The sequence below is a fragment of the Pyxidicoccus sp. M6 genome (assembly GCF_055568925.1).
The window spans coordinates 13,055,018-13,080,984 of sequence record NZ_CM145714.1 but is presented as its reverse complement, the minus strand read 5'-3'; the positions used below and the strand labels follow the sequence as shown (position 1 = coordinate 13,080,984).

The 25,967-nt window shown below is 69.8% G+C and carries 22 protein-coding genes and 1 pseudogene; 11 read left to right on the top strand and 12 right to left on the bottom strand.

The genetic code is table 11. The features are described from left to right. Positions 1–28 precede the first annotated feature (28 nt). Positions 29–1,420 carry a S41 family peptidase gene (locus ACVTJA_RS51720; protein WP_465832238.1) on the bottom strand — a complete coding sequence of 464 codons (1,392 nt, stop codon included), beginning with the start codon at positions 1,418–1,420 and terminating at the stop codon, positions 29–31. A gap of 37 nt (positions 1,421–1,457) precedes the next feature. Then, complete coding sequence (locus ACVTJA_RS51715; protein WP_465832237.1) at positions 1,458–1,955, bottom strand: MarR family winged helix-turn-helix transcriptional regulator; 498 nt, start codon at positions 1,953–1,955, stop codon at positions 1,458–1,460. Between the two features lie 130 nt (positions 1,956–2,085). Between ACVTJA_RS51715 and ACVTJA_RS51710 the strand changes: the two genes are divergently transcribed. Then, entirely contained in the window at positions 2,086–3,534 is a 1,449-nt protein-coding gene (locus tag ACVTJA_RS51710) for a glycoside hydrolase family 43 protein (RefSeq protein WP_465832236.1), read from the top strand. Positions 3,535–3,580: 46 nt separating this feature from the next. Here ACVTJA_RS51710 and ACVTJA_RS51705 read toward each other — a convergent pair whose 3' ends face one another. Next, positions 3,581–4,471 (bottom strand): LysR family transcriptional regulator, encoded by an 891-nt coding sequence (locus ACVTJA_RS51705; protein WP_465832235.1) that lies wholly within the window; start codon positions 4,469–4,471, stop codon positions 3,581–3,583. Positions 4,472–4,547: 76 nt separating this feature from the next. Here ACVTJA_RS51705 and ACVTJA_RS51700 point away from each other — a divergent pair, with 76 nt between their 5' ends. Next, complete coding sequence (locus ACVTJA_RS51700) at positions 4,548–6,740, top strand: S9 family peptidase (RefSeq protein ID WP_465832234.1); 2,193 nt, start codon at positions 4,548–4,550, stop codon at positions 6,738–6,740. Positions 6,741–6,884: 144 nt separating this feature from the next. On the opposite strand, the pseudogene ACVTJA_RS51695 reads toward ACVTJA_RS51700, so the two are convergent. Then, positions 6,885–6,974, bottom strand: a pseudogene (locus ACVTJA_RS51695) (TIGR02996 domain-containing protein); the annotation flags it as partial. Between the two features lie 187 nt (positions 6,975–7,161). On the opposite strand from ACVTJA_RS51695, the gene ACVTJA_RS51690 reads away from it, so the two are divergent. From ACVTJA_RS51690 to ACVTJA_RS51665, 6 genes are all read left to right on the top strand, one after another. Further along, complete coding sequence (locus tag ACVTJA_RS51690) at positions 7,162–9,264, top strand: S8 family serine peptidase (RefSeq protein WP_465832233.1); 2,103 nt, start codon at positions 7,162–7,164, stop codon at positions 9,262–9,264. Between the two features lie 98 nt (positions 9,265–9,362). Continuing rightward, the gene (locus ACVTJA_RS51685; RefSeq protein ID WP_465832231.1) at positions 9,363–9,878 is read left to right on the top strand and encodes an RNA polymerase sigma factor; all 516 of its coding nucleotides are present in this window, start codon (positions 9,363–9,365) and stop codon (positions 9,876–9,878) included. Next, on the top strand, positions 9,875–10,633 hold the full coding sequence (locus ACVTJA_RS51680; protein WP_465832230.1) for a hypothetical protein: 759 nt from the start codon (positions 9,875–9,877) through the stop codon (positions 10,631–10,633). Before ACVTJA_RS51685 ends, ACVTJA_RS51680 begins: the two co-directional genes overlap by 4 nt. Beyond that, a complete protein-coding gene (locus tag ACVTJA_RS51675; protein WP_465832229.1) occupies positions 10,630–12,174 on the top strand; it encodes a caspase family protein in 1,545 nt (514 codons plus the stop codon). The genes ACVTJA_RS51680 and ACVTJA_RS51675 overlap by 4 nt, the downstream gene beginning before the upstream one ends. Before the next feature lie 165 nt (positions 12,175–12,339). Further along, a complete protein-coding gene (locus tag ACVTJA_RS51670; protein WP_465832227.1) occupies positions 12,340–14,058 on the top strand; it encodes an Ig-like domain-containing domain in 1,719 nt (572 codons plus the stop codon). A 12-nt stretch (positions 14,059–14,070) separates the two neighbouring features. Further along, positions 14,071–14,544 (top strand): SRPBCC family protein, encoded by a 474-nt coding sequence (locus ACVTJA_RS51665; protein WP_465832226.1) that lies wholly within the window; start codon positions 14,071–14,073, stop codon positions 14,542–14,544. Between the two features lie 9 nt (positions 14,545–14,553). On the opposite strand, the gene ACVTJA_RS51660 is transcribed toward ACVTJA_RS51665, so the two are convergent. From ACVTJA_RS51660 to ACVTJA_RS51650, 3 genes are read right to left on the bottom strand one after another with little or no spacing between them, the layout of a single operon-like run. Next, positions 14,554–16,086 carry a glycosyltransferase 87 family protein gene (locus tag ACVTJA_RS51660; RefSeq protein WP_465832225.1) on the bottom strand — a complete coding sequence of 511 codons (1,533 nt, stop codon included), beginning with the start codon at positions 16,084–16,086 and terminating at the stop codon, positions 14,554–14,556. Between the two features lie 18 nt (positions 16,087–16,104). Further along, positions 16,105–16,869, bottom strand: coding sequence for an SDR family oxidoreductase (locus tag ACVTJA_RS51655; RefSeq protein WP_465832223.1), 765 nt, complete (start codon positions 16,867–16,869; stop codon positions 16,105–16,107). 36 nt (positions 16,870–16,905) lie between these two features. Continuing rightward, on the bottom strand, positions 16,906–17,817 hold the full coding sequence (locus ACVTJA_RS51650; RefSeq protein ID WP_465832221.1) for an NAD(P)-dependent oxidoreductase: 912 nt from the start codon (positions 17,815–17,817) through the stop codon (positions 16,906–16,908). A gap of 173 nt (positions 17,818–17,990) precedes the next feature. Here ACVTJA_RS51650 and ACVTJA_RS51645 point away from each other — a divergent pair, with 173 nt between their 5' ends. Next, positions 17,991–18,848 carry a helix-turn-helix domain-containing protein gene (locus ACVTJA_RS51645; RefSeq protein WP_465832219.1) on the top strand — a complete coding sequence of 286 codons (858 nt, stop codon included), beginning with the start codon at positions 17,991–17,993 and terminating at the stop codon, positions 18,846–18,848. A gap of 87 nt (positions 18,849–18,935) precedes the next feature. On the opposite strand, the gene ACVTJA_RS51640 is transcribed toward ACVTJA_RS51645, so the two are convergent. Then, entirely contained in the window at positions 18,936–19,889 is a 954-nt protein-coding gene (locus ACVTJA_RS51640; protein ID WP_465832217.1) for an MBL fold metallo-hydrolase, read from the bottom strand. Between the two features lie 89 nt (positions 19,890–19,978). On the opposite strand from ACVTJA_RS51640, the gene ACVTJA_RS51635 reads away from it, so the two are divergent. Continuing rightward, complete coding sequence (locus ACVTJA_RS51635; protein ID WP_465832216.1) at positions 19,979–20,869, top strand: LysR family transcriptional regulator; 891 nt, start codon at positions 19,979–19,981, stop codon at positions 20,867–20,869. A 22-nt stretch (positions 20,870–20,891) separates the two neighbouring features. On the opposite strand, the gene ACVTJA_RS51630 is transcribed toward ACVTJA_RS51635, so the two are convergent. From ACVTJA_RS51630 to ACVTJA_RS51615, 4 genes are all read right to left on the bottom strand, one after another. Further along, positions 20,892–22,670, bottom strand: a complete 1,779-nt coding sequence (locus ACVTJA_RS51630) for a serine hydrolase domain-containing protein (RefSeq protein WP_465832214.1) — start codon at positions 22,668–22,670, stop codon at positions 20,892–20,894. A gap of 176 nt (positions 22,671–22,846) precedes the next feature. Further along, the gene (locus ACVTJA_RS51625; protein ID WP_465832213.1) at positions 22,847–23,482 is read right to left on the bottom strand and encodes a glutathione S-transferase family protein; all 636 of its coding nucleotides are present in this window, start codon (positions 23,480–23,482) and stop codon (positions 22,847–22,849) included. Between the two features lie 120 nt (positions 23,483–23,602). Next, entirely contained in the window at positions 23,603–25,000 is a 1,398-nt protein-coding gene (locus ACVTJA_RS51620) for an ATP-binding protein (protein WP_465832211.1), read from the bottom strand. Next, positions 24,997–25,320: an ArsR/SmtB family transcription factor gene (locus tag ACVTJA_RS51615; RefSeq protein ID WP_465832209.1), complete on the bottom strand. Its 324-nt coding sequence runs from the start codon at positions 25,318–25,320 to the stop codon at positions 24,997–24,999. Before ACVTJA_RS51615 ends, ACVTJA_RS51620 begins: the two co-directional genes overlap by 4 nt. Positions 25,321–25,372: 52 nt before the next feature. On the opposite strand from ACVTJA_RS51615, the gene ACVTJA_RS51610 reads away from it, so the two are divergent. Continuing rightward, complete coding sequence (locus ACVTJA_RS51610) at positions 25,373–25,855, top strand: SRPBCC domain-containing protein (RefSeq protein ID WP_465832207.1); 483 nt, start codon at positions 25,373–25,375, stop codon at positions 25,853–25,855. The last annotated feature ends 112 nt before the right edge of the window (positions 25,856–25,967 follow it).

The window sequence follows — 25,967 nt, the reverse complement described above, 5'->3', positions numbered from 1 at the left end:
CGTCTTCGAGCACGGCGGTGGCTCAGCTTCAGCTCCGCGGGTACACGCGCGGAGCCGGGTCGCCGCGCCACAGCGTCTCCAGCGTCTTCGGCGTGAAGCGCACGCGCAGCCTGTCGGAGCCGTCGACGGAGAACAGGCCATCCGCCGTCAGCGGTGACAGGCGGCGGTCCGGCCGGCCCGGGCGCAGCATCCAGAGCGAGCCCTCGCGCAGGGCCACCTCGACGTCGCCGTAGCGCCCGGCCAGGAACTTCAGCTGCGCCGCGGAGACGGTGGTCGGATGGAGGCGGGCCTCGATGTCGAGCCTCGCCCACTCGTAGTCCGCGAGGGCCGCGGCCTCCACGCCCGGTGCTTTCGACAGGCGCTTCATCGCCAGCAGTTGGGCGGTCTCCAGCGCCTGCGCGGGCGGGGCCTCCACGGTGGGCGGGACGCCGACGCCCTCCCAGTTGGTGTTGCTGACGGCGTGGACGGGGCGGCCGAAGGAGACGCTCAGCACGAAGCCGGGGCGGATGGGGACGTAGCGGTTGTTGTTGGCCGCGCCCACCGTCTTCGCGCCCACCAATTCGCCCAGCTTGAACTGCAACACGTCATACGCGAAGGCCTCACCCGCGGAGGCCACGTTGCCGTCGATGAGCACGTAGAGCGGCTTGCCCTTCAGCCGCCCCGTGGGGACGTGCTCCAGCGTGCGCGACTGCACCGGCGGATTCGAGTGCGCCAGGAAGGTCAGCTCCAGAACATCCGGGTCGAGGAAGTGGCTGACCAGGTAGCGCACCGCCGCGTGCTCGCCGCCGCCGTTGCCTCGCAGGTCGATGATGATGGCGTCGCCATCCTTCAGGAACCGCATCGCGTCGTCATAGACGGCGCCCGTCTCGTCGCGGACCCACTCGAAGCCGGTGATGCGCAGGTAGCGGAGGTTGCCGGGCAGCAGCTTCATCTCCGCGAGGCCGTGGTGGTCTCTCAGGGCCTCGCGGCGGAGGAGCGCGTCGGGGGCCTCGCCCGTGCCTTCGTCCGGGGGCGCCTGCTCGGCCCTGCGCTGCTCGGCGGCGTACTGCACCGGGTCGTGGTTCAGGTAGAGGTGCCGGTCCGCGCTCGCGGCCTGCAGGTCGGCGGTGATGCGCTCCGAGAGAATCCCCGCGTCCTCAACGTCATAGCGCCCGGCCTTCCGCGACTGCTCCAGCCGCTCGACGATGGCGGGGACCTTCTCCGGGAACACGTAGGACTCGCGCAGGGCCGCGGCGATGGCCGTGAGCGCGGCGTCGCGGTCCGCCTTCGAGAGGGCACGCGGCGCGGGACGCTCGGTGGGCGGAGCCGTGCGCGGGGGCATGCGCGGCGCACGCGGGGGTTCGGCCTGGGCCAGTACGGGGCCGCTGGAGAGCGTGAGCAGCAGTGCGGGAAGTGTGGCGGTCAGGCGTCGGGACTTCATTGCGGGCTCCTCTGGAAGCGGTTTCGGAGTGCGGCGCCTACTCGCGGGCCTTGCCCTTGCGAGGAGGCTTCAGCTTCGCGGCGGCCTTCTCCAGCCGCGCGTCGAAGGGCTCGCGCTCCAGGGCCTGCAGCGCTTCGACGAGGACGCGGGACAGCGGCGCGGAGAGCTCCTTGTCGAGCTGTTCCGCCGCCGCGTTGGTCGCCGCCCACTGGCGCTCCAGCGCGGGGAGCATGGTCTTGGCTTGCGGCGTCAGCGCGACGATGCGCTCGCGGGCGTCGGCGCCGGGCTGGAGCTCCACCAGTCCCGCGTTGACCATCTGCGACACCGTCTGGCTGACGGCGGAGTGGCTGACCTTCGCCTGCTGGGCGATGGCGCGGATGGAGACCGGGCCCTGCGCCATCAGCGTCCGGATGATGGGCGTGTAGCGCGGGCGGTAGTCCAGCCCCGCGTTCTGGTAGGCCTGCTCGACGGCGCCGTCGAGCTGCTCGATGAGGTTGCGCAGCAAAGTGCCAAGCGTGCGGGTCCCGGTGCTCATGCGGGAAGATATATAAGCGCTGTTATATTGCGTCAACTGACGGTCATTGCCCGGGTCACGAAAAGCGTGTCTGGCTGACCTGTCTTGAATTTCGTGCTAGCTCGCGCCCCTCCATCTGGAGGTGGTTCGCATGAGGAAGTTCCCTCGCATCCTGGCGCTCACCCTGGTCTGTGCCGTCTCTGCCTTTGCATCCGGCTGTGGCGACGAGCGCATCGACACTCCGCTCGCGGAGGAGACCGCGGCCGGCACCGCCAGCGCGCCGCTCGCGTGCAGCACGCGCATCACCTACGGCGACCGGTGGATTCGTCCCTCGGGACACACCGCGCAGTACGACATCGCGAGTGATTTGGTGACGTGGGACGGCACCTGCGTCAACGAGGGCAGCAACTCGTACGCGGTGCTCTCCAACGGGTGGAAGCCGTACTTCACCGGCAACAACGCGTGTGTCATGGCGCTCGACACGGACTGTTCCGGGGCCACCGCGTGCTCGACGCGCGTCACCTATGCCGCGTCGTGGCTGCACCCGTCGGGGCACACCGCGCAGTACGACGACGTGGGCGGGCGCGTGTTCTGGGACCGGGGCTGCACGAACTCGGGCACCAACTCGTACGCGACGCTCTCCAACGGGTGGGCGCCGTACTTCAGCGGCAACAACGCGTGCGGCATGTCCTTCCGCTACACGGGCTGCGGCGGGCTGTATGTGAACCCGGTGGTCCCCGTGGACTGCGCGGACCCGGGCGTCATCCATGATGGGACGCGGTACGTCGCGGCGTGTACGTCGGGTGGCGCGGCCAATGCGTTTCCCCTGCGCACCTCGACGGACCTGGTGACGTGGACGAGCGCGGGCTCCATCTTCCCGTCCGCGGCGAAGCCCACGTGGGCGACGGGCGACTTCTGGGCGCCGGAAATCCACAAGGTGGGGACGCGCTTCATCGCGTACTTCACCGCGCGGCACTCGGACGGGAAGCTGTCCATCGGCGCGGCGACGTCGGCCAGTGCGCTCGGGCCCTTCACGGACCTCGGCCGGCCGCTCGTGCACGACACGGGGATGGGGATGATTGACGCCACCTTCTTCACGAGCACCACCGGCGTGCCGTACCTGGTGTGGAAGGCGGACGGCAACGCCGTGGGGCAGCCGACGCCCATCTACGGGCAGCAGTTGTCGGCGGATGGCCTGTCGCTGGTGGGCACGCGCCAGACGCTCATCACCAACAACCTCTCGTGGGAGGGTGGCGTCATCGAGGCGCCGTGGGTCATCGCTCGGGGCGGCTACTACTACCTCTTCTACAGCGGTAACGCGTACTACAACAGCACCTACGCCGTGGGCGTCGCGCGGGCCACGAGCCCGCTGGGCCCGTACACCAAGCTGGGCTCGCCGATTCTCAAGACGGCCGGCGGCTGGACGGGGCCGGGACACAACTCCGTTGTCACCGGGCCGAGCGGAGGGACGTACATGGTCTACCACGCGTGGAACAGCGCCCACACGGCGCGGGTGATGCTCGTGGATGCGATGACCTGGCCCAATGGCTGGCCCGCGGTTCCGTCCGCGCCATCGGCGGGCTCGCGGCCCATGCCGTAGCCAGGTGTTGAATGGGGTGCCTCGGGCGCGGTGGGTCCGGGGCTCCTCACTGCCGGCGCGCCGCGGCCTCGTGTGCCACGGCGCGGAAGTGCGCGGCGGCGGGAGAGGGTTGCTTCCCCGCGAAGGCGATGGACAGCTCCGCGTGGCCCGAGGCATCTCGCAGCGCGCGGAAGACCACGCCCTTCGGTCGGAGCGCCTGGGCGGACATCGGCGCAATCGTGAGCCCGAGTCCCGCTTCCACCATGCCGATGACGGACGTCCACGCGGTGGCCTCCTGGACGATGCGCGGAGAGAAGCCCGCGGCGAGGCACATGCTCGTCACCGTATCGTGCAGGCCGGGCGCCGAGCTCCGGGGGAAGAGGACGAAGGGCTCATTCGCCAGCGCGGACAGGGCCACGGTCTGCTGACGTGCTCGGGGATGTCTCGTCGGGAGCGCGAGCACGAAGCGCTCGCGCAGCAGTCGTTCCACCGTCACACCCTCGTGCTGGAAGGGCGCGCGGACGATGGCCAGGTCCAGCTCGCCGGTGGTGAGGGCGGTGCCGACGTTCAGCGCTCCGCGGTCATCGAGCTCCAGCTTCACCGCGGGGAACCGGCTCCGGAAGCGGAGCACGATGTCGGGCAGCACGCCGAAGGCGGACGAGGCGGAGAAGCCCACGTGCAGCGTCCCCGTCTCTCCGCGCGCCGCCTGACGGACGGTGGTGATGACGTCCGCGCGCTTCGCCAGCAGCGCGCGAGCGTCCTCCAGCAGCCGGCTCCCGGCGGGCGTGAGGGCCACGCGCCGGCTCGTCCGGGCGAGGAGCTGCACACCCAGCTCCGACTCCAGCCTGCGAATCTGCTGACTGAACGGTGGCTGCGCCATGCCCACCCGCGCGGCGGCCCGGCCGAAGTGAAGCTCCTCCGCCACGGCGATGAAGAGCTGGAGCTGACGGAATTCCATATCGAGACGATATCCGTCTCGATGGGCGTCGAAAGAGATATTGGTATTACAGAATCCGGCTCCGTACCCTTGGAGCATGAGCAGCCCATTCCTTGCTGTCGGTCTCCTGGTGACGACCCTGGCGAGCGCGCCTGTCGCGACGTCACAGACTCCGGACGCGAAGCTCCAGGAGCGGTTGGAGCTCGCCGACCGGTTCATCCGGATGCCGGAGCTCATCCGCGACAGCTTCGTCCCGCCGAAGTGGTTCCGCGAGGGAGACCGGCTGGTGTTCTGGTCGGAGGACTCCGGGACGTGGGTTGTCTTCCATGCACGGACGGGAGCGATGAAGCCGCTGCTCCCCGGTGCCGAGCTGCGGGCCCAGCTCTCCGGGTTGGTGGGGCACCCGGTCACCTCGCTCCGGTTCACCGACGTTGCCATTGCTCCGGACCAGCGCAGCATCGTGTTCCGCCACGAGGGCAAGGTCTTCGGACTGGGGCTGACGGATGGCCGCGTCATCGCCGTTGCTCCGGACGACGTGTCCGCGCTGGCCCTGTCGCCGAGTCACTTCGTCTCGCCGAAGGGAGATGCCGTCGCGGAGCAGCGCGACGGAGGATTCGCCGTGCGCCGCACGGATGGGGGCGTGGTGGTGGAGCGCGGTGGTGAGGAGCACTACGGCTGGCGCATTCCGGACGACCCGTGGTCACCGGACGGCCGCTTCCTGGCGGTCTTCCGCGACGACCTGCGCGGTGTCCACAAGGTGCCCGTGGTGGACTACTCCACCGCGCTGGAGAAGGTGACGTGGGTGCCCTATGCGAAGTCGGGGACGCCGCTGCCGAAGCGCGAGCTCCACATCATCGAGGTGGCGACGGGCCGCGTGACGGGCGTCACTCCCGCCGAGGGCGAGACGCACGACTTCTTCATCGGCTGGCGTCCCGACAGTGGCGAGGCGCTGAGTCTCCACCTCTCGCGAGACGGCAAGCGGTTGGATTTGACCGGAGCGGAGCCGATGTCCGGCAAGCGCCGGCGCGTGCTGCGCGAGGAGCGGCCGGAGACGTTCGTGGTGGGGTTGGACCTGGAGGCGGGCGGCTTCGCGAAGCAGGTCCGCCTCCTGCCGGACAGCAAGAGCTTCCTCTGGATGTCCGAGCGCGACGGCTGGCGACACGTGTACCTGTATGACGTGACGGGCCGGCTCGTGCGGCAGGTCACGCGTGGAGCCTTTCCGGTGCACGAGGTGCTCGGCGTGGAGGGGGACGCGGTCTTCGTGCTGGCCTCCGCCGACAGTGGCGCGCCGTACGAGCAACTCTTCTACCGGGGCAGCCTGAAAGGTGGTGCGCTGAAGCGGCTGTCATCGGGTTCGGGGATGCACCGAATCATCCTCGCGCCGTCGGGGAAGTACTTCGTCGACTCGTGGTCCTCTCGGACGCAGCCGCGTCTGCGGGACGTGGCCTCCACGGATGGGAAGACGCGCGTGCGCCTCACGACGGCCGATGTGAGCGCGCTCGGGGAGCTGGGCTACAAGCCTCCGGAGGCGCTCACCGTCACGGCCGCCGACGGCGTGACGCCGTTGCATGGCGTGCTCTACACGCCGCGCGACTTCGACCCCTCGAAGCGCTACCCGGTGATTGCATACATCTATGCCGGACCGTTCATGACGGTCGTGCCCTGGACCTACGTCAGCTGGCCTGGGTCGCTCTGTGCCTCGATGGCGCAGATGGGCTTCGTGGTGGTGATGCTGGACCCTCGGGGGACGACCGGCCGGAGCAAGGCGTTCCAGGATGCGAACTACGGCCGCGTGGGCCAGACGGAGATTCCCGACTACGTCGCGGGACTGAAGCAGGCCGCCGCCACGCGCCCGTGGATGGATTTGGAGCGGGTGGGCATCCATGGCCACTCGTGGGGCGGATACTTCGCGCTGCGCGGCATGCTGACGGCGCCGGAGTTCTTCAAGGCGGGCTACGCCGGCGCTCCAGGCGCGCTGGAGGAAGAGGCCATCATCAACGAGCCCTACCTGGGACTGCCGGGCGTGAATCCGGCGGCCTACGAGGCGGGCTCCAATGTCGCGCTCGCGGGGAAGCTCCAGGGACAGCTCAAGATGATGCACGGCACCAGCGACGTGAATGCGACGCTCTCCACGACGATGCGCATGGCCGAGGCGCTCATCCGCGAGGGCAAGCGCTTCGAGCTGCTCATCATGCCGGGCCAGCCCCATGGCCCCGTGCCGCCAGCGGACCGTTACTACTTCGAAGACGTGCTCCTGTTCTTCGTGCGGACCCTGGGCGGGCCACGCTGAGCGCTTCGATGATTCGGGTCAGCCCTCGATATCAGTTCCCGCAGTTGTAGGAGGAGCTCCGAGTCAGGGAGTTGCTTGCAGAGCACGTCCGAGAACCCCAGGTCGTGCAGCTTGAGCGTTCGAAGGCTCGGCATTCCCCTGCCGTCCCTGGCCCTGGAGCCAGTCGCCATAGACGAGGTAGGCCTCCGCGTCGTTCGGTGCACGAAGGATGGCGGCTTCCAGCTCCGGGTGGCTCGGGTCGGGCATGGGCACCCGCTAGCATGGACCACCTCCTCTCGAATGTCCCAGCTTTCGTCGCCCGCGTGTCCAATGCGGCGGAGACGTCCCAGGCATCGAGCGCGCAGGCGATTCCTGGCCGCGCGTCTGGTTTGGCATGCCTGGGCACTCCAGTCGTCAGACAACAACCAGGGAAGACAACGACATGAGGCGTTTCAAAGGCAGTCTGCTGTCCGCGGGTGTTCTGGCCTTGACGTGCATGACCGCGCACGCGGCGAGTCCCAAGGAGGTCGCGCCGCGCCAGAAGTTGTTCAAGGTCAAGGAGGCGATGCCCGGTTCGTACATCGTCGTCTTGAAGAAGGACGCGGTCGGGGAGGCGCTGCGTTCGCAGGAGAGCGCCCGGGACGCCGTCAGCCGCTTCGCGAAGGAACTGGACGCGCGCCATGGAGGGAAGACGCAGCGCGTGTTCCATGCGGCGCTCCAGGGGTACTCCGTCAAGATGAGCGAGGCGCAGGCCCTGCGCCTCAGCGAGGACCCTCGGGTCGCGTACGTGGAGGAGGCCACGGTCATCCACCCGGACGCCACCCGGTCGACGACGGTGGGGACTCCTCCGTCGACCCAGAACATCTGGGGCCTGGACCGCATCGACCAGGCGGCCCTGCCGCTCAATCAGCAGTATGGCTTCAATGCCCGAGGGGCGGCGGTGCATGCCTATATCATCGACACGGGCATCAGCACGCACAGCGACTTCTCCGGGCAGCTCGCGGCGGGGTTCAATGCCGTCGGTGACGTGGGAGGCACGGGGGACTGTGGCAACGTGGGCGCGAATGCCAGCCATGGCACGCACGTGGCGGGCACTGTCGGCGGGCAGCAGTTCGGCGTGGCCCAGGCCGTGACGCTCCACCCGGTGCGGGTGTTCCCCTGCATCGCCGGCTCGTCGGCGGAAATCATCGCTGGCGTGGATTGGGTGGCGGAGAACCGCCTGCTTCCCGCCGTGGCCAACATGAGCCTGGGCGGCGGCGCGAGTCAGGCCCTCGACGAGGCGGTCCAGGGACTCATCGACTCGGGTGTGGTGACCATCGTCAGCGCCGGCAACGACAATGGCGCGGATGCCTGCACGAAGTCCCCCGCGCGGCTGTCCGCCGCCATCACCGTCGGTGCCAGTACCTCGTCGGACGCGGTCGCCGGCTTCTCCAACCAGGGAAGTTGCGTGGACCTCTTTGCTCCGGGTGACAGCATCCGCTCCACCCTGGCGAATCCCGTGAATGGGAATGGCCTCAAGAGTGGCACGTCGATGTCCGCCCCGCATGTCACGGGCGCCGCGGCCCTCTATCTCCAGGTGCACCGGAATGCGACCCAGCAGGAGGTGCGCGACTTCCTCGTGAACAACGCCACGACTGGCAAGCTGACGGGGCTGACGGCCGGCTCTCCCGACCGGCTGCTCTCGACTGGCGTCATCGACAGTTGGCTGGTCCAGGTGAACAGCGCCCTGTCTCCGGTGGGCAACGACGCCCACTTCGAGGCGGCGGACTGGAACGGCGACAAGCGGCCGGACCTCTTCTACGTCAAGCCCGTGGGGCAGTCCGGGAACACGGAGGTCCACATCCTCTCCGGGGCCTCGAGCTTCCAGACGTTCCTGGGGCACTTCGCGACGGGGCTGTACTCCACGAACGCGTCCTGGGTCTTCGAGGTGGGCGACTGGAACAAGGATGGGAGCCAGGACCTGTTCGCCATCAACCGGGCAGGGTCTGCGTCGTCGGAGGTCCACATCCTCTCCGGGGCCTCGAGCTTCCAGACGTTCCTGCTCCAGACGAATACCGGCCTGCATCCGACGTCGGGTGACTGGGACTTCAAGCTGAATGACTGGAACAAGGACGGCTCGCTGGACCTGGTCGCCATCAACATCCTGGGGGCAGGGGGCCTGGTGGACATCCACATCCTCAACGGCGCGGACCAGTTCCAGACCTTCCTGTTGCATGCCACCACCGCGCTCCCCAGCGCGGGAAGCTGGGAGTACGAGCTGGCCGAAGTCGACGGCGACCTCACGGTGGACCTGGTGGGCATCCTCCGCTCCGGTGCCACCAACTCCACCGAGATTCACGCCGTGTCCGGCGCAAGCGGCTTCACGAACTTCGTGTTGCAGGCCGGCACCGCGCTCCACCCGACGAACGCGAACTGGACGTTCGAGATGGTCCGGTGGGATGACCCGAGCATCCTCGGCTTCGAGCTCCTCGGGAACGGGCCGGACCTCGTGGCCATCAACCGGAATGCTCCGGCATCCTCCGAGGTCCACATCCTCAATCCCTGATGGACTGCGGGCGTCCGGTGCGGCTCAGTGCGCCGGACGCCTTTTCCGCACCTTTTGATGTCCCAGCTTTCGTGGCCCACGTGTCCAATGTGGCAGCGATGTCCCAGGCGTTGAGCGCGGCGGAGCTCCAGGAGCTGTATGACCGGTATGCCCCAGGCATGTACCGGAGGGCCATCTCCCTGCTCCAGCGCGAGGCGGATGCCTGGGACGCCGTGCAGGAGGCGTACATCCGCCTCATCCAGTCCGCTTCCGAGTTCCGGCGCGAGGCCCGGCCGATGACCTTCATCTACCGGGTCACCACCAACGTCTGCCTCAACATGCTCCGCTCGCGCGCCCTGCGCGACGTGGCCGCCGGGGAAGAGGAGGCGCCGGAGGGCGCGGTGGACGCGCTCGCCTCCACCGAGTGCCGCGACTTCCTGCGGAAGCTGTCGCGCGAGCTGGACGAGCGCGGCCTCACCGTGGCGGCGCTGTACTACCTGGACGGGCTGTCCCAGGAGGAGATTGCCCAGGTGCTGGGGCTATCCCGGAAGACCATCGTGCGCGACGTGCAGCGCATCAGCGACCTGGCCCGTGCCCTGGGTGAACCCAGGAACGTGCGAGGAGGTGGCAGATGAGTGAACACCTGTCGGACCTCGCCCTGGACGAGGTGCTGGACGGCGGCCCGAGGCCCCAGCACCTGGACACCTGCGACGCCTGCCGCGAGCGCGAGTCCCTCCTGCGGACCCACGCGGAGGGCGTCCGGACCTCGCTCCGCTTCTCCCGCGCCCGTGCCCACGTCCTCTCGGAGGCGGCGGCACAACGGCCCTCGCGGCCCCAGGCGTCACGATTCGCCGCATGGCTGCTCGTCCCCGTGCTGGTCACCCTGGCCACGGTGGTGGTGCTCCGCGGCTCTTTGGCGGCGGACACCGCGAGCCCGGTGTCGGCGGTACCGCCGCATCCGGACCTCCGCGTGAAGGGCCCGCCCGGCGTGGAGTTGCTGCGGCTGGTGGATGGCGAGGTGAACTCCGTCCTTCGCGAAGGAGACGAGGTGGCGCTGCGACTTAGGAGCGGAGGCCGCCGCTACGCGCTGGTCGTCTCCATGGACGGTGGGGGACGCGTGGAGGCACTGTGGCCCCTGGGGGCCGTGCGCAGCGGCGAGCTGGACGCCGGTCAGCCCGCGCCCCTGTTCCAGGTGACTCGAGGGGACTTCGCCGTGCATGCCATCTATTCGGAGACGCCGCTGCGGCTCGACGAGGTCCGCGACTGGCTGGTCACGCACGCGCCGGAGTGCTCCGGCGCCTCGGGCACGGCGGCCTGCCAGGAGCCCGCCGGGCTTCCCCCGGGAGCCGCGCACGCGGCGGTGTCGCTCCAGGTCGAGGCGCGGCCGTGACGCTCGCGTTGCTGCTCGCGGCCGTGGTGGCGGCGCAGCCCGTGGCGCAGGAGGCGCCGCGGGAGGTGCACACCACGCCGCGCCGGTTCGCCATCGCGGTGGGCAACAACCGGGGCACCGGCGCGGATGCCCGGTTGCGCTACGCGGAGCGCGACGCGCGCACGGTGCTGGGCGTGCTGGAAGAGGTGGGCGGGCTTCGTCGCGAGGATGCGCTGCTGGTGCTCGGCACCGACGCGGACGCGGTGCGAGACGCGCTGGCCCGCCTCGAGCGCCACCTCCAGAAGCACGCCCGGCCCGGAGACCAGCTCTTCGTCTACGTCTCCAGCCACGCGGACGCGGGCGAGCTGCACCTGGGCGGCACGCGCCTTCCCCTGGGAGAAATCGTCCGCTTCCTCGAGAGCGCCCCCGTGAGTGTCGCCCTGCTCGTGGTGGATTCGTGCCAGTCCGGCGAGGCGGCGCGCCTCAAGGGGCTCAAGCCCATTCCCGGCGTGCTCGTCAATCTGGAGCGGCCGGAGCTCGCCGGGCGCGTCATCATCACCGCGTCCGCCGCGGACGAGTCCGCGCAGGAGTCGGACTCGCTCGCCAGCTCCATCTTCACGCACCACCTGGTGGCCGCGCTGCGCGGGGCGGCGGACGTGTCCGGGGACGGCCGCGTCACGCTCGCGGAGGCCTATACGTATTCGTATGCCCGGACGGTGGAGTCCTCACTGCTGTCCCGCGCGGGCACGCAGCACCCCTCCTTCCACTTCGACCTCCAGGGGAAGGGAGACCTCGTCCTCTCCGCGCCCGCGCGCGCCACGTCGCTCCTGACGCTCGCCATCGACGAGCCCGGCGACTGGACGGTGTCCACGCTCGCGGGAGAGCCCATCCTCGGACACGTGCGCAAGGGCGCGGGCTCCGCCACGCTGGCGCTTCCCGCGGGCAGCTACATCCTCACCATGCGTGGCGAGCACTCGGCCCTGGTGGCGCGCGTGCAGGTGCCCGACGCCGGCCGCGCGGAGGTGACGCGCGCCCAGCTCCGTCCCCAGAAGCTGGCGGCCCACGCGCTCAAGGGGGCGCTGTCCCCGCAGTGGATGGCTCATCTCGGCGCCGGCGTGGGCGTGCCCCTCATCGACTCCTTCGGGACGATGGTGGGCGGCACCATCGCGCTCCAGCGGGCCTGGGCGGCGTCCCCGGTGAACCTGGCGACGGCCACGCTCGACGTGCGTCGTGGACGTCACCCCACCGGGGACCTCGTGCAGAACGACCACTCGCTGCGGCTGGGCGTGGGCCACCTCGTGCGCGACTGGCATGGGCTGCACCTCCAGCTCGCCGTGGAGGCTGGCGCCACCCTGTCCAGCCAGCGGCAGTACAGCAATGGCGAGACGGGCCTCGCGCTACATCCCTACGTCGGAGTGGCGAGCGGGGTGTGGCTGCCGGTGGGCGGGCCCTTCGCGGTGTCGCTGCTGGGCAACGCGGGCCATACGTGGGTGCGGAGGGAAGAGGGTATTCGAGGCGCGCCGTCCCTGGGTGGAAGTGTTGGCCTCGGCTGGTTGCACTGAAGTCCCAGGAGTGCTGCCTCGCGTGTCCAAGGACATGTCACACGCCTCCCCTCCACGAGGGCCCTCATGCCTTCCCGCCGTTCCCGCTCCTGGGTGTCCTTGCTGCTCTGCCTGGGGCTCGCCGCCTGTGATTTCCTGAAGTCGGAACCGCACGGGTGGCCGCCCATGGCTGTCGACCCGATTCCCCCCGAGCTCCGCGTCTCCGTGGCGGCAAGGGGGCCGGGGTTCTGCCGCGAGGGCGAGTGGACGCTCTTCATCAACGTCGAGGGCGGGAATCCGGAGCGAGTGGAGCTCGTCACGAACAGGCGGGACACCACGCGGCTCGACGCCCCGTACCACCACACCATCGACTGCACCACCCATGAGCAGGGGACCTTCTCCTTCGTCGTGCGGGCCGTGCAGGAGGGGCAGACCTTCGAGAGCGCGAGCACCTCGGTGGTGGTGGACCGCGACCCGCCTGGGTTGGAGTCCCAGTACCCGCCGGAGCTCTTCCCCAGCACGGACTCGCCGGTGGAGTTCGTCTTCTCCGAGCCCCTCCTGCCCGAGTCGCTCCTGGTCGCGCCCACGTTGCTACGAGATGGCAATGGCTTCACGGTGGCGCATCAGGCGGTGCTCAGCGAGGACGGGCGTGTCCTGCGGCTCGTGCCGTCATCGCCGCTCCGTCCACCCGTCACCCTGCACGCGGAGCTGGTCCAGCGGGACATGACCGACCGGGCTGGCAATCCGCTCGTCACGGAGGTCGCCGAGTCCTACTACCAGCGGCAGGTCACCTACTGGCCCTTCGTCCGGGCCGTGAGCCCGGTGTCGATGACCGCGAGGAATGACAGTGGCTGGATGGCCTTCGCCATGGAGGGTTCCACGCCCGTCGTCGCCTTCCTCGAGAATGACGCCCAGACCCGGTTGACCACGGGCGAGCTGGCCGTGTCGCGTTGGACGGGGAGCGCGTGGGAGCGCCTCCCGCCGCCCCGGGCGGAGGACGCGCGCTCGGGCTCGCCAAGGGACCTGCACCTCGAGGTGAGGGGCGGAGTCCTGGTGCTCGCCTGGACCGAGACCGACACCCGTACCGAGCTGGACCGGATTCATGTCTCCCGGTTCGACGGCACCGCCTGGACGCCCCTGGGAGCACCCTTCGAGACCGGCGGGCGCTCTGTCTACTTCGACATGAAGTTGGACTCGAGCGGGAGCCCCGCCCTCGTCTACGTGGAGCGCGAGCTCGACGTGAGGGTGGCGCGGTGGAACGGCTCCGCGTGGCGGTACCTCGGGGAAGTCCTCAATGGCAATTCCACGGCCTGGACTCCCGCGCAGTACCCGGCCATTGCCGTCGACGAATCGAGGGTGGTGGTGGCCTGGTCGGAGACGCCTCTGGAGGGGAACGGCCGGCGCGTCTTCGTGATGGAGTTCTGGGAGTCCCAGGGCGGAAGCTGGAAGCCCCTGGGCGAGCCGCTCTCGGGCCTGCCCGACGGCAGCACGGGGAAGAGCGCCATCGCGCTACGCGGGGGCCTCGAGGGCAGCCCTGTCGTCGTGTGGAACGAGTCCGCGTCCAACATCCAGGATGGTTACGTGTTCGCCTCGTTCTGGAAGTCAGGTGCCCTGGGTGGCAACTGGACGCCTCCGGAGCAATTGCAGGGAGTGACTCCCTCCTTCTACCTGGAGATGGAGTCGCCACGGCTGGTCATCGACTCGATGCGGGAGCCGTGGGTGGCGTGGCAGCGGCAAGAGGGCAACTCCAGGTCCATCTACTACCGCAAGCATCGCTCCTCGGGCTGGGAGCCCGAGCAGCTCGTCGTGGGGGACACGCTGCGAGGGTTCCGGCTGGACGACAAGTCCTTCCCCTGGGTGGCGGTGGGGTACTGGCCGCGGGACGCCATCCTCCGGCCGCAGTAGAACCCGCGTGCCATGAGTGAACGCACCGTCACGCACTCCACCTTCGTCATCGAGCGCACCTACGCCGCGTCACCTGCCCGCGTGTTCGCGGCGTGGGCGAACCCCGCCTTCAAGGCGCGCTGGTTCGCGTGTCATGACGATTGGCAGCCGAGCCTCTACGAGCTCGACTTCCGGGTGGGCGGGCGCGAGCGGCTGCACACCGGCCCGGCGGGTGGGCCGGTGCATGCGTTCAACGGCGTGTATCAAGACATCGTCCCGGACCGGCGCATCGTCTGGACGTATGACATGCACCTGGATGCCCAGCGCATCTCCGTCTCACTGGCCACGGTGGAGCTGCACCGCGAGGGCGCGGGCACGCGGCTCGTCTTCACCGAGCAGGGCGCCTTCCTGGACGGGCTCGCCTCTCCGAAGGAGCGGGAGGAGGGGACACGCATCCAGTTGGACAACCTGGAGGCGGCGCTGCGGCAACCGCTCGCGAGCGCGTAGCGGGCGCACCTACGGGCTCCTGCGTTTCCACAGCAGACCGTCGCGGGTGTAGTGCTCCTGCACCCAGCGCTCGCTCTCGGCGGTGAGCTGCATCTCTCCCCGGTCGCTCAGGACGAGGTAGTCGCAGCGCGCGAGCAGCGGAAGCACCGAGCGCTGCGAGCGCTCATCGTCGAACGCGGCGCGCACGTGGGAGAAGCGCTCCGGGCCTTCCAGGGCGTCGTGCAGCATGAGCCCATACGAGTCCACGAGCGCGGGCGTACCGCGGGGCACTCCGGGCAGCCGCTCCGCGGCGAGGGCCCACGAGGCCTCGAAGGTGCAGAGCGTGGCGTCCTTCGGGACGGAGGCCCGCAGGGTGCTTCCCAGCGCGAGCAGTCCCGGGTCCTTCTGTTTCGTCAGCTCGATGACGGCCGGCACCGGATACAGCACCGCGAAGGCCACCGCGAGCGCCGCCACCGCTGCCGCCTTGCGCGAGTACCGCTCCACGAGGCCCAGCGCCCACGACGCTCCCAGCCCGGCGAGCACCGCCTGCGACGTCGCGAGCTGCACGTTGTAGTGGGGCCAGTAGCTCTTCGAGGACAGGAACGTCGCGAGCGTGAGCAGCCAGGCCGCGCTGAAGAGGCGCTCGGCCACGGCCTCCCTCCGGTGCAGCCGCGCCAGGGCCACGGCGAGCCCCACGGCCCCGAGCACGGAGACGCCGACGTGGCGCCCTCCCACCACCGCGAGCAGCCGTTGCCACACGTCCAGCACTCCGTCAGGCGGACGCAGCAACTGGAAGCGCAGCAGGCCTTCCACCATGGCCTCCGGAGCGAGCACGAAGAAGGGGCCCAGCCACAGCACACCCGCGCCCGCGGCCACGCCCACGACGCGCAGCACGCGCCGCCACTCACCCGCCCCACCGCGCGCCCACACCGCCGCGAGCACCCACGCCCCGGCCGTCAGCTTCACGGCGCACGCGGTGGCGAGCAGCACTCCGGCCCACACGTCCCGCCGCCGCTCCTCTCCGGGACGCAGCCACACCCACGCCGCCGCGAGGCAGGCGAGGTTGAGCGGTGGTTCCAGGAAGGGGCTCCGCTCGGACTCGGTGGCCTCCGGATAGAGGGCATAGACGAGCGCCGCCACCACGCCCGCGCGCGTGCCCCAGCGCTCCTGGGCGATGCGGCCGCTCAGCAACGTACTCAGCGCGCCGAACCCGGGGATGAGCCAGCGCACCGCCGAGAAGGCCGCCGTGGTGTCGAAGCCGTGCGTGAGCGCGGCCACGGGCGCGAGCAGCACCGCGATTCCGGGCGGGTGGACGAAGAAGTAGTCCCGGTACGGCAGCACACCGTGCGACAGGAGCGCGGCGGCGCTGAAGTAGACGCCCTGGTCGTAGCTCACCGGATAGCCGAAGGCTCCGCTCCGGTGGAAGAAGCCCGCGGCCCGTACCAGCCAGGCCGCTGCCGCGATGAGTAACAGCGGCCACCAGGGCAGGCGTGGCGAGGTGGGGGCGGAGGAGGGCTTGGAGTTGTCGGGGCGCACCAGGGCGCCGCGCGTACCAGAGGGCACGCGCGGTGTCGAGGCGTGCTACCGGTGCGGAGCGTTCACGGAGGCGAGCCCTCCGTCCACGGGCAGCTCGGCGCCGGTGGTGAAGGTGGCCTCGAAGGCAAGGAACAGCGCCGCCTTCGCCACCTCCTCCGACGTGCCGATGCGGCCCATGGGGGTGACGATGTTCCCTTCCTTCTCGAAGGCGACGAGCTCCTCCTGGGTGGCCTTGGCCACGCCCAGCGTCGGCGTCTTGATGAAGCCCGGGCTCACCGCATTCACGCGGATGTTCCGGGGCAGGAGCTCCGCGGCGAGCGTCTGCGCGAACGAGCGGAGCGCGGCCTTCGTGCCCGAGTAGATGCTCATGCCGGGGTAGCCCATCACGTTCGACACCGAGGTGGTGAACACGAACGAGCCGCCCTCGCGGACCAGCGGGGCGAGCTTCTTCACCGTGAAGTAGGCCCCCTTCGTGTTGACGTCGAACATGTCGTCGTATTCGGCCTCGGAGGTCTTCTCCAGCGGCGTGAGCTGCGCGATGCCCGCGTTGATGAACACGAAGTCCACGCGGCCGAGCTTCTCCTCGACGGCGCGGGCCAGCGCGTCGATGTCCGCGAGGCTCGACGTGTCCGAGCGCACCACGTGCGCCCGGGGCCCGAGCTCACGGCGCGCCGCCTCGAGGTTCTTCTCGTTGCGCCCCGTGAGCAGCACCTCGGCGCCCCCGGCGAGGAGCGCCTTCACCGTGGCGAGCCCCATTCCAATCGTCCCGCCCGTCACGACGGCCTTCTTCCCTGCGTACCTGTTGTCCATGGTGTCTCCTGTTGATGGGTTGGGTGTGAGGTGTCACTACGGCTTCGGACGGCGGATGACCTCGACGAGGCTCGCGAGGGCGTGGCCTCCATGGCCCTTCGCGACGGCGCGGTCGAAGAGGGCCTTGAGGGAGCCCGGCACGTCGGACGTGAGTCCCTGCTCCTCGCTGGCGTGGACGAGGTGCCCGAGCCCCACGGCGTTGATGCCGAGCGTGGAGACGTCCGTCGCGTAGTCGCCGCTGTCGACCTGCTCCGCCATGCGCGGCAGGAAGCCCGCCATGGCGGAGATCCAGCCGGTCGCCATGGGCAGGAAGGTCGTCGCCGGAATCTTCTCCGTGCCGACCAGGGCGGCGGCGTGGAGGAAGCCGCTCAGGGTCGACCACATGATGCCCAGCAGGGCCAGGTCATACAGCGCCGCGAGCCCGGCATCCGCGCCCAGGTACGTGCCGGTTCCGAGGCACGACAGCGCGGGCTGCCAGTCCGTGAAGGCCGAGCGCGAGCCGCTGTAGAGCAGCGTGGCCTCGGGCCGGCCGATGCCCTGCGGAATCTCCATGATGGCCCCGTCGAGGTAGTCGATGCCGCGCGCCGCGGCCCACGCGGCCGTCTCGCGAGCCTGCGCCGGAGTCGAGGAGGTGAGGTTCACGAAGATGCGGCCCTGGAAGGCGTCACCAGCGTGCTGGAGCACGTCGCGGACGGCGTCGTGGTCCAGCACGCAGAGCACCACCAACGGGCTCGCGCGGATGGCCTCGGAGAGGGTGGCCGCGCGGGTGGCGCCCTGGGCGACGAGGTCCTCGGCCTTCTTCGCCGAGCGGTTCCACACCGTCGTGGAGTGGCCGGCCTTCAGGAACGTGCGCGCCAGCGCCGCGCCCATCAGGCCGAGGCCGATGACGGTGACGGGGGCACGCTTCTCGCGGGCGCCCTGGGAGGTTGCTTGGGTATTCGTGTTCATGCGTCGGTCCTCGGGAGAACCGGTGGAGTCACCGGTGCGTTCGAGCCCGCGCACAGTGCCTCCGGCGCTCCGGACGTTCGCGCACGAACCGATGACCGCCGGACACGTTCCGATGACGACGCCATCGACGGCGTGCGGGCGCTGGGGGAGACTCGGCGTTAGGAGTGCACGCCATGAGGACACAGGCCGCTTTCGCGCCGCCCTTCAACGATGACGCGGTGCCACCGCGAGACGAGCCCCGGGCCCGGGTCGGGCTGCGCGTGGACCTGCGCACGACGCCTCCCGGGACGGTCTCCTTGGAAGCCCTGCCGGACCACCGCCTGAAGATTCATGCGGGCGCTCCGACCCGGGGCGCATGCCGCACCACGCGGTTCGTCTACACGCGTGGCGACATCGACATCTTCCCGGCCGGAGAGTCGGACGTCTGGCAGGAGGAGACGGAGAACACGTCGCTCCTCGTGCGGCTGTCTCCCACGCTGTTGCGCCGCGCGGCGGAGGACATGGGGATGAATCCCGACCGCGCCGGGCTGGAGCCGCGCCACCACTTCCGCGACGCGCGCATCGAGCACATCGCCTGGGCGCTGGAGTCGGACCGCGAGGAGGGCCACCCGGGCGGGCTGCTCTACACGGAGAGCCTGGGGCTGGCGCTCGCGTTCCACCTGCTGGGCCGCTACCCGGCGCCGGGCGAGAGCGTGCGCGGCCTGTCCTCGTCACAGTTGAAGCGCGTGACGGAGTACATCGAGGAGCACCTGGACCGGAACCTCTCGCTGGTGCGATTGGCCGGTGTCGCGGGCGTGAGCGAGTCGCACTTCCGGGCCCTCTTCAAGCGCTCCACGGGGTTGCCGGTGCACGAGTACGTCGTCCAGCGCCGCGTGGAGCGCGCGAGGACGCTGCTCCTGCGCGGGGACTTGCCCGCGAGCCAGGTGGCGCTCGAGGCGGGCTTCTCGCACCAGAGCCACATGGCGCGGTGCATGCGGCGCGTGCTCGGCGTGACGCCCACGTCGCTGGTGCGCGGCGCGCGGGCGCGGTGAGACAGTGCTTCGCTCGCTTCAGGCAGCGGGCTCCGGGGAGCAGGAAGCCGATGCTCCACCTGGTGCCGCCGCCGTGCCGCGCATCACTCAGTGCTGGTGTCCCAGCCGCACGTCGACGTTGGGGTGCGCCTTGGCGAAGTCACGCAGCTTCTTGAAGCTGTCCACGCTGCGCGGGCCATCGGCGGTGAAGGTGCCGGGCTCCACGTCGTGCTCCCAGCCCCAGCGCGTGTGGCTCGCGTCACCCGTCAGCAGCACCGGGCCCTTCGTCGTGCGCACCAGGTACGCGGTGCTGCCGGGCGTGTGGCCGGGCACCCAGAGCGCCCACACCGAGCCGTCGCCGAAGATGTCCACCGCGCCGTCGAACAGGCCATTCGCCTCGGCCGAGTAGGACCACTCGGAGAGCGCCGGCTTGCCCTCCAGCGAACGGTCGGTGCTGCCCTGCACGGCGGCGTTGAGGAACATGCGCGCGGCCGCCTCGCCGGGGCCGGTGTACACGTGCGTGCCCGCCGGCACGTCCGCCATGCCGGTGATGTGGTCCAGGTGCAGGTGCGTGAGGAACACGCCCTTCAGCGGCTGCTCCTGCTTCGCCAGCCACTCGCCGAGCGGCAGGTGCACCTTCAGCTTCTCCATGTGCATCGCGCTCCGCACCAGCCCGCTCATCGCCGACTGCTCGGGCGCGTCGCGCAGCGCCTTCTCCACGCCCGTGTCCACGATGAACAGCCCCTGCTGGGGATGACGGAGCGCGTGGAAGTAGACCTGGATGGGCTCGTCACTATTCGCCAGGCCCGCCGACTTCGCGGTGGGGTGGTTCAGGTTGATGAGGCCGCCGCGCTCCACCGCCCAGTCGGCCGAGTTGACCGTCTCCAGCTCCACCGGACCGGGCTGGTCCAGCAGGGCGAGCAGGTCCTTCGTCGGACGGGCCACGCCGAGCGCGGACTTCTGGGTGTCGTGGCTGGTGGCCGAGAAGCCGACGGCACCGGCGACAGCGAGGGTGCCGGCGAGGGCGGCGACGATGGAAAGGGCGATGTACCTGGGGCGCATGGGGCGTGCTCCGTGACGTCGAGACATGCGCAAGGTATCGATGCCAGAATGGATGGAAAACGGCGATTACGGCATGGGGTCATGCATTCATGGATATCTCCTGGGATGACGCGCGGCTGTTCCTGGCCATCGCGGAGACGGGCAGCCTGAGCCATGCGGCGCGGCGGCTGCGCGTGGGCCAGCCCACGGTGAGCCGGCGGCTGGCGGCGCTGGAGTACGCGCTGGGCACCACGCTGTTCCGCCGGAGCGTAGACGGCGCGGCGCTTACCGCGGCGGGCGAGCGGCTGGTGCTGCCCGCGAAGAAGATGGCCGAGTGGGCGGGCGAGCTGCACCGCGCCGCCGAGTCCGCGGACAACTCGCCCAGGGGCCTGGTTCGCGTGACGGGGAGCCCCTTCGCCTGCTTCGACTTCCTGGCGCCCTTCGCGGCCCACGTCTGGCAGAAGCACCCGGGCCTGCGGCTGGAGGTGCTGTCGACGATTCAGTACCTCGACCTCGCGCGAGGCGAGGCGGACCTCGCCCTGCGCACGAAGCCGCCGACGAACGCGGACCTGAAGCTCGTCTACACGCTGCACTCCCAGAACGCCGTCATGGTGTCGAAGTCCCTCAAGGCGAAGCTGCCGAAGAAGCCGACGCTCCAGCAGCTTCCCTGGGTGGCGTGGGCGCCGCCGTTCGAGGCGGTGCCGCCCAACCCGCAGCTCGAGTCGCTCATCCCGGGCTTCTCGCCCGTGTTCACCGCCGACAACTTCCTGGTGATGTTGGCGGCGGTGGAGTCGGGCGTGGGGGCCATGGTGCTGGCCAGGCTCGGGCACCGCTTCTGCCGCGACAGGGGGCTGGTGCCGTTGGACATCGACCTGGGGCCGTACGCGAAGGGCGAGACGCACCTCGTGTGCGCGAAGTCCGCGCTCGACATCCCCCGCGTGAGGAAGGTGTCCGAGCTGCTGGTGGAGGAGATGGAGCGCATGCAGCGGCGCGGTAAGTGAGAAGGGGGCTGCGGTGCGCCCGTCACGGTTCTCGTCGCAGACGGACGCCCTTGAAGGTGAGCCAGTCGCCGTCGGTCGTGTGCTCGAAGCGGACGGCATCACCCCGGCCTCGGCCCAGGCCCGCCACCACGGCGAGGTCTTCTCCCTCGGGATTCAGCACGGCCACGACCTGTCCGGCGTAGAGCACGCCCGTGTAGGCCATGGCGAGGAGGCCGCTCTCCTCGCTCAGCACGAAGGCATCGAGCAGCTCGCGCGAGGCGCCCGGCGGAGCGGTGTACGTCCCCAGTCGTGCGCGCCAGGGCTCCGGCATGGGAACGGGGTCGATGTGCGTGCCCAGCACGCCCACGCCCTGCGTCTCCGAGTAGCCGAGCAGCAGGGTGTGGCTCCCGGCCTGCTGGAATGAGAGCCACAGCGGCGAGTCCTGCACCATGGCCTTGAAGTAGCCCTGCTGGTGCGGCACCAGCTCCAGCACGAGGTCTCCGGCAGTGGCCTTCAACGTGGTGCCCTGCACTTCGATGACCATGGGGCCCGCGTCCGTCGCATAGAGGCCCGCCCATCTGGCGAGCGCCTCGGGAGTCTGGGGCTCCGGCTCCGCCTTGATGGGAGTCGATGCGGCGACCTTCCGGCCCGTCTTCGCTTCGAGCGCCCGTGCGAGCACTTCGCGGGCGAGGCCGTTGACGAGCCCACCGGAGCTGTCGGTGTTGGAGAGCACCACCACGCCGAGCCGGTGTTCCGGCAGCAGGGCCATGTCCGCGTTGAACTGGTAGGCGCCGCCGTCGTGCTCCACCCGCCGCACGGTGCCGCCGCCTTCCAGCGGCAAGTCGAACAGGTCCCAGGTGAGGCCGATGCGCGTGCCGACGTCGAGCGGGTTGCCGGCGTTCTGCTCGCGCCACAGCTCCTGGAGGGACTCTGGGCGCAACACCTGTTGTCCCTCGAAGCGGCCCTCGTTGAGGAGCATGCGGACGTAGCGGCTCAGGTCCTCCGCGGAGCTGCGCAGGCCGCCCGCGGGCCCTTCGCTCTCCAGCCAGTAGGGAGGGAGGCTCTCGGAAGGAAGCGTCCCGTAGCCCTTCGCCAGCCGCTCGGCGATGGCGGGCGTCACGCGGAACGCGGAGTGTCGCATGCCCAGAGGTTGGAAGACCTGTTGCTGCATATACGTGTCGAAGTCGCTCCCGGAGGTCGTCTCCACCGCGCGGCCGGCGATGACGAAGCCGGTGTTGCTGTAGGCGTAGACGGTGCCCACGGGCCAGACGCGGTACTCGTCGCGGAGCGCTTCCACGCGTTCGGCGAGCGTGAGGGGGCGGGGCGAGAAGCCGCCTTCGAGCTGCTCGGGGATGCCCGCGTGGTGCGTGAGCAGGTTGCGCAGGGTGATGGGCTCGCTGGTGAAGCGGGCCTGCATGCTGAAGCCCGGGATGACCTCTTCGATGGGCCGGTCCAGGCTGGTGCGCTGCCGCTCGACGAGCTGCATGACGGCGGACGCGGTGAACACCTTGGCCACCGAGCCCACGGGGTAGACAGTGTGCTCGGAGGCCTGGATGTTGGCTTCCGCGTCCGCCATGCCGAAGCCCCGGGCCCAGACCACCTCGTCGCCGTCCACCAGCGCGAGGCTCAGTCCCTTCACTCCGGCCTGCTGTAGGGCGAGGGGGATTTCACGCCCGAGCTCGCGCTTCAGCTCGGAGTAGTCCGCGCCCTGCGAAGAGGGCGGGTCGTCGTCATCGCAGGCGGAGGCGAAGGCGCAGGTGAGCAGCAGCGCCAGGAGGCAGCGGCGTGTGTGCCGCCCTGTGTCGGAACGTTCGTGGTGCATCGGTGTCTCCCGTGGCCCGTACATCGGGCTCGCGGGGACTCTTCACATCGCGCCGTGCACACGGCCGTGGGAGTCGCGTCAGCGATTGTCACCGTTTGTCATCGCGCTCGCGGGAAGCCATGCGTGGCCTCGTCGCTCCCGCGTCCCCGGATGCCGCCGCGGGGCACCGATGGCGGTCAGCCGCGGGCGGCTGGCGGCGCGGGCGGGGTGGTGCGCTTCCACGCCTCGAGCTCCTGCACGCGCCCGAGCCAGGCCTGGATGTTCGAGTAGTCCTTGAGCGGCAGGCGCGCAGGACCGGCGAGGGCGAACCCCGCGGCCAGGGAGAAGTCCGCGAGTGTCAGGCGCTCCTGCGCGACCCACGTCCTTCCCGCGAGGTGCGCGTCCAGGACCGGCGCGTACTGCGCGAAGAGCGCCGCGCCCCGCGCGACCTCGGCGGCATCCGGCGCGCCGCCGGTCAGCGGCTTCACGAAGTTCTCGCGGACCAGGATGTTGTTCGCCTGGGACATGTGGGCCGTGCACCAGTAGAGCCAGCGGCTCACATCGGCGCGGCCCCGCGCGTCCGTCGGGAGCAGGGTCTGCCCCGGCGTCTTCTCGGCCAGGTACTGCATGATGGCGCGCGACTCCCACAGCACGAAGCCGTCGTCATCGAGGACCGGGACGAGCCCGTTGGGGTTGCGCCCCAGGTGCGGCCCCCCGCGCTGCTCGCCCTTGGGCAGGTCGACCACGATGCGCTCGAGAGGCACGTCGAGGTGGGTGGCCACGAGCAGCACGCGGCGCGAGTTTCCGGAAAAGGGATGGAAATAGAGCTTCATGGCAGTCCTCCTGGACCGCATCGGGTTGATGGGAGGAATCTGCACGCCCGCAGTGACAGGGGAATGTCAGGTATTATTGGCGCGCGCATTCATCGCCAGCGCCTGCATCCGGTGCGCCTGTCACCGCTCGCGCACCGGGAGTCGCGGCCAGGACAGGACGACGCGTGCGCCTCCGAGTGGTGCCTCCGTCATCCGCGCCTGCCCCTGGTGCGCCTGCATGACGCGCTGGACGATGGCCAGCCCCAGCCCATGTCCGCCCGTCTTCCGGTCCCGGCTCTCATCCAACCGGGTGAACGGGAGGAACAGTCGTTCCCGCTCGGCGGCGGGAATGCCGGGCCCATCATCATCGACGGAGACGGTGTGCCCCGACGCATCCCGCGCCAGATGCACGTGCACCTCCGCCTTCGCATGCCGCTGCGCATTGCGGATGAGGTTGCTGATGGCCCGGCGCAGGTAGCGAGGCGAGCCCTCGACCTCCACGGTGCCGGAGCCATGCACCTGGAACCGCAGGTGCGGACTGAGCACGGAGAGCTGGCGGAACAGCTCCGTCACCAGCTCCGTCAGGTCCACGCGCTCCCACTCCAGCGGCGGAGCATCGCGGTGCAGGCGCGTATACGTGAGCAGCTCCTCGGTGAGCTGGTCCAGCTCCTCCACGTCCTGCTCCATGTCCGCGAGCTGCGCATGCAGCGCGGCCACGTCCGGCGTCTCGCGAGCCAGGTGCAGAGCGAAGTGCAGCCGGGAGATGGGCGTGCGCAGCTCGTGCGAGATGGCCTGGAGGCTGGCCTGCTGCTCCTGGCTCATCCGCTGGATGCGCTCCGCCATGTCGTTGAACGTCCGCGCCAGATGCCCGATGGGCTCCGGTGCCCGAGCCTCCGCGCGAGCCTGGAAGTCCCCCTGCCCGAATGCATTCGCGGTGGCCGCCAGCCGCGTCACGTGCCGGTACAGCGGCCACGTGAGCACCAGCACCGCGAGCCCAAGCACCGCCAGCAGCACGGACGTCTCCGGCGCGAGGAACTCCAGCGCCCGCCGCGGACTCGGGCCGAGCCTCAACTCCTGCACCAACACCTGCTCCGAGCCGCGCAGCGGGAGGAACAGGTACACCTCGTCCCCCGTCACCCCCGAGGACTTCAGCCACGCGGACGGCACGCCCCGAGTCAGCCGCTCACGCACGCGCCCGGGCGGATTCATCCGCAGCACGTCGTCACGCGCACGCAGCAGGATGGGATAGTCGAAGTGCTCCCGCCACCCGGTCACCGTCTCCTCCCACCGCTCCCGAGGTTGAGAGAGCAGCTCACGCTCGATGAGCCACTGGAGCCCCTGCGTGAGCCCCTCCAATTCACGGCCCGAGGTCTCCGCATGCGCCTCCGCCTCGGCCGCGTCGAGCGACTGGGGCGGCAGCCGCTGCGTGGACATCCGCACCATGACCAGGAGCGCGATGACGATGGCGACGATGATTCCGGCGTACATCCGGAAGAAGAGACCGCCCAGCCGGCGGAGCGAACGGACGCGCGGATTCATTCCTCGAGGTCCGCCTTCAGCCGAGCGAGCAGGTGCACCGCGCCCTGGGCATAGCGGCTGATGTACCGGTCATGAATCTCCTGGATGGGTACCGGATTGAAGTAGTTCCACCGCTGCCGCCCCTCCTTCTTCGCGATGAGCAGCCCCGCCTTCTCCAGCACGCCGAGGTGCTGCATCACCGTGGTGCGGTCCAGTTCCGGGAAGTGCTCCACCAGCTCGCCCGTCGTCATCGGCCGCACCTTCAACAGGTCGAGCATGGCCCGACGCCGGGAGTCTCCCAGTGCCTTGAAGACCGCGTCATGGGCCTCGTCGCTTGACATGTTATAAATCTATAACATATTGACCTTGAACGCACGAGCTTCGGAGGCACGCATGGCACAGGAACAGAGCGAGAAGGCGTGGGCGCAGGAAGGGATGGACCTCAAGTTCCAGGTCTACGCCAAGGTCGCGAAGCCGGTCTCCGAGGTGTTCGACGCGGTCTACAACCCGAAGAAGCTGAGCGGCTACTTCACGACCAACGGAGCGAGCGCCCCGCTCGACGCGGGCACCACGGTGACGTGGGACTTCGCGGACTTTCCCGGCGCATTCCCCGTGTACGTGCGCAAGGTGGAGCGCAACCGCTTCATCGAGCTGGAGTGGAAGGCGGGCGACGGCGACTACCTCACTCGGGTCCGCATGGAGTTCGAGGCGCTCGACGACACGTCGACGCTGGTGCGCATCGCCGAGTCCGGCTGGAAGAAGACGCCGGAGGGGCTGAAGAACTCCTACGGCAACTGCATGGGCTGGTCGCAGATGCTCCTGGCCCTGAAGGTGTACGTGGAGCAGGGCACCAACCTGCGCGCGTTCCTCTATTAGTCGCGGCAGGTGATGGCGGCAAACCGCGAGGACTGCTGGCTGCGGATGCCTTCCAGCGCACCGTCGTCCATTCCTCTTCGGGAAGCTGGCGCACCTGCTCTTCGATGGACCG

What these genes read in the sequence shown, in the direction of transcription:
- ACVTJA_RS51720 (WP_465832238.1), bottom strand. Translation starts at nt 1,420, where the DNA reads ATGAAGTCCCGACGCCTGACCGCCACACTTCCCGCACTGCTGCTCACG.
- ACVTJA_RS51715 (WP_465832237.1), bottom strand. Translation starts at nt 1,955, where the DNA reads ATGAGCACCGGGACCCGCACGCTTGGCACTTTGCTGCGCAACCTCATC.
- ACVTJA_RS51710 (WP_465832236.1), top strand. Translation starts at nt 2,086, where the DNA reads ATGAGGAAGTTCCCTCGCATCCTGGCGCTCACCCTGGTCTGTGCCGTC.
- ACVTJA_RS51705 (WP_465832235.1), bottom strand. Translation starts at nt 4,471, where the DNA reads ATGGAATTCCGTCAGCTCCAGCTCTTCATCGCCGTGGCGGAGGAGCTT.
- ACVTJA_RS51700 (WP_465832234.1), top strand. Translation starts at nt 4,548, where the DNA reads ATGAGCAGCCCATTCCTTGCTGTCGGTCTCCTGGTGACGACCCTGGCG.
- ACVTJA_RS51690 (WP_465832233.1), top strand. Translation starts at nt 7,162, where the DNA reads ATGAGGCGTTTCAAAGGCAGTCTGCTGTCCGCGGGTGTTCTGGCCTTG.
- ACVTJA_RS51685 (WP_465832231.1), top strand. Translation starts at nt 9,363, where the DNA reads ATGTCCCAGGCGTTGAGCGCGGCGGAGCTCCAGGAGCTGTATGACCGG.
- ACVTJA_RS51680 (WP_465832230.1), top strand. Translation starts at nt 9,875, where the DNA reads ATGAGTGAACACCTGTCGGACCTCGCCCTGGACGAGGTGCTGGACGGC.
- ACVTJA_RS51670 (WP_465832227.1), top strand. Translation starts at nt 12,340, where the DNA reads ATGGCTGTCGACCCGATTCCCCCCGAGCTCCGCGTCTCCGTGGCGGCA.
- ACVTJA_RS51665 (WP_465832226.1), top strand. Translation starts at nt 14,071, where the DNA reads ATGAGTGAACGCACCGTCACGCACTCCACCTTCGTCATCGAGCGCACC.
- ACVTJA_RS51655 (WP_465832223.1), bottom strand. Translation starts at nt 16,869, where the DNA reads ATGGACAACAGGTACGCAGGGAAGAAGGCCGTCGTGACGGGCGGGACG.
- ACVTJA_RS51650 (WP_465832221.1), bottom strand. Translation starts at nt 17,817, where the DNA reads ATGAACACGAATACCCAAGCAACCTCCCAGGGCGCCCGCGAGAAGCGT.
- ACVTJA_RS51645 (WP_465832219.1), top strand. Translation starts at nt 17,991, where the DNA reads ATGAGGACACAGGCCGCTTTCGCGCCGCCCTTCAACGATGACGCGGTG.
- ACVTJA_RS51640 (WP_465832217.1), bottom strand. Translation starts at nt 19,889, where the DNA reads ATGCGCCCCAGGTACATCGCCCTTTCCATCGTCGCCGCCCTCGCCGGC.
- ACVTJA_RS51635 (WP_465832216.1), top strand. Translation starts at nt 19,979, where the DNA reads ATGGATATCTCCTGGGATGACGCGCGGCTGTTCCTGGCCATCGCGGAG.
- ACVTJA_RS51630 (WP_465832214.1), bottom strand. Translation starts at nt 22,670, where the DNA reads ATGCACCACGAACGTTCCGACACAGGGCGGCACACACGCCGCTGCCTC.
- ACVTJA_RS51625 (WP_465832213.1), bottom strand. Translation starts at nt 23,482, where the DNA reads ATGAAGCTCTATTTCCATCCCTTTTCCGGAAACTCGCGCCGCGTGCTG.
- ACVTJA_RS51620 (WP_465832211.1), bottom strand. Translation starts at nt 25,000, where the DNA reads ATGAATCCGCGCGTCCGTTCGCTCCGCCGGCTGGGCGGTCTCTTCTTC.
- ACVTJA_RS51615 (WP_465832209.1), bottom strand. Translation starts at nt 25,320, where the DNA reads ATGTCAAGCGACGAGGCCCATGACGCGGTCTTCAAGGCACTGGGAGAC.
- ACVTJA_RS51610 (WP_465832207.1), top strand. Translation starts at nt 25,373, where the DNA reads ATGGCACAGGAACAGAGCGAGAAGGCGTGGGCGCAGGAAGGGATGGAC.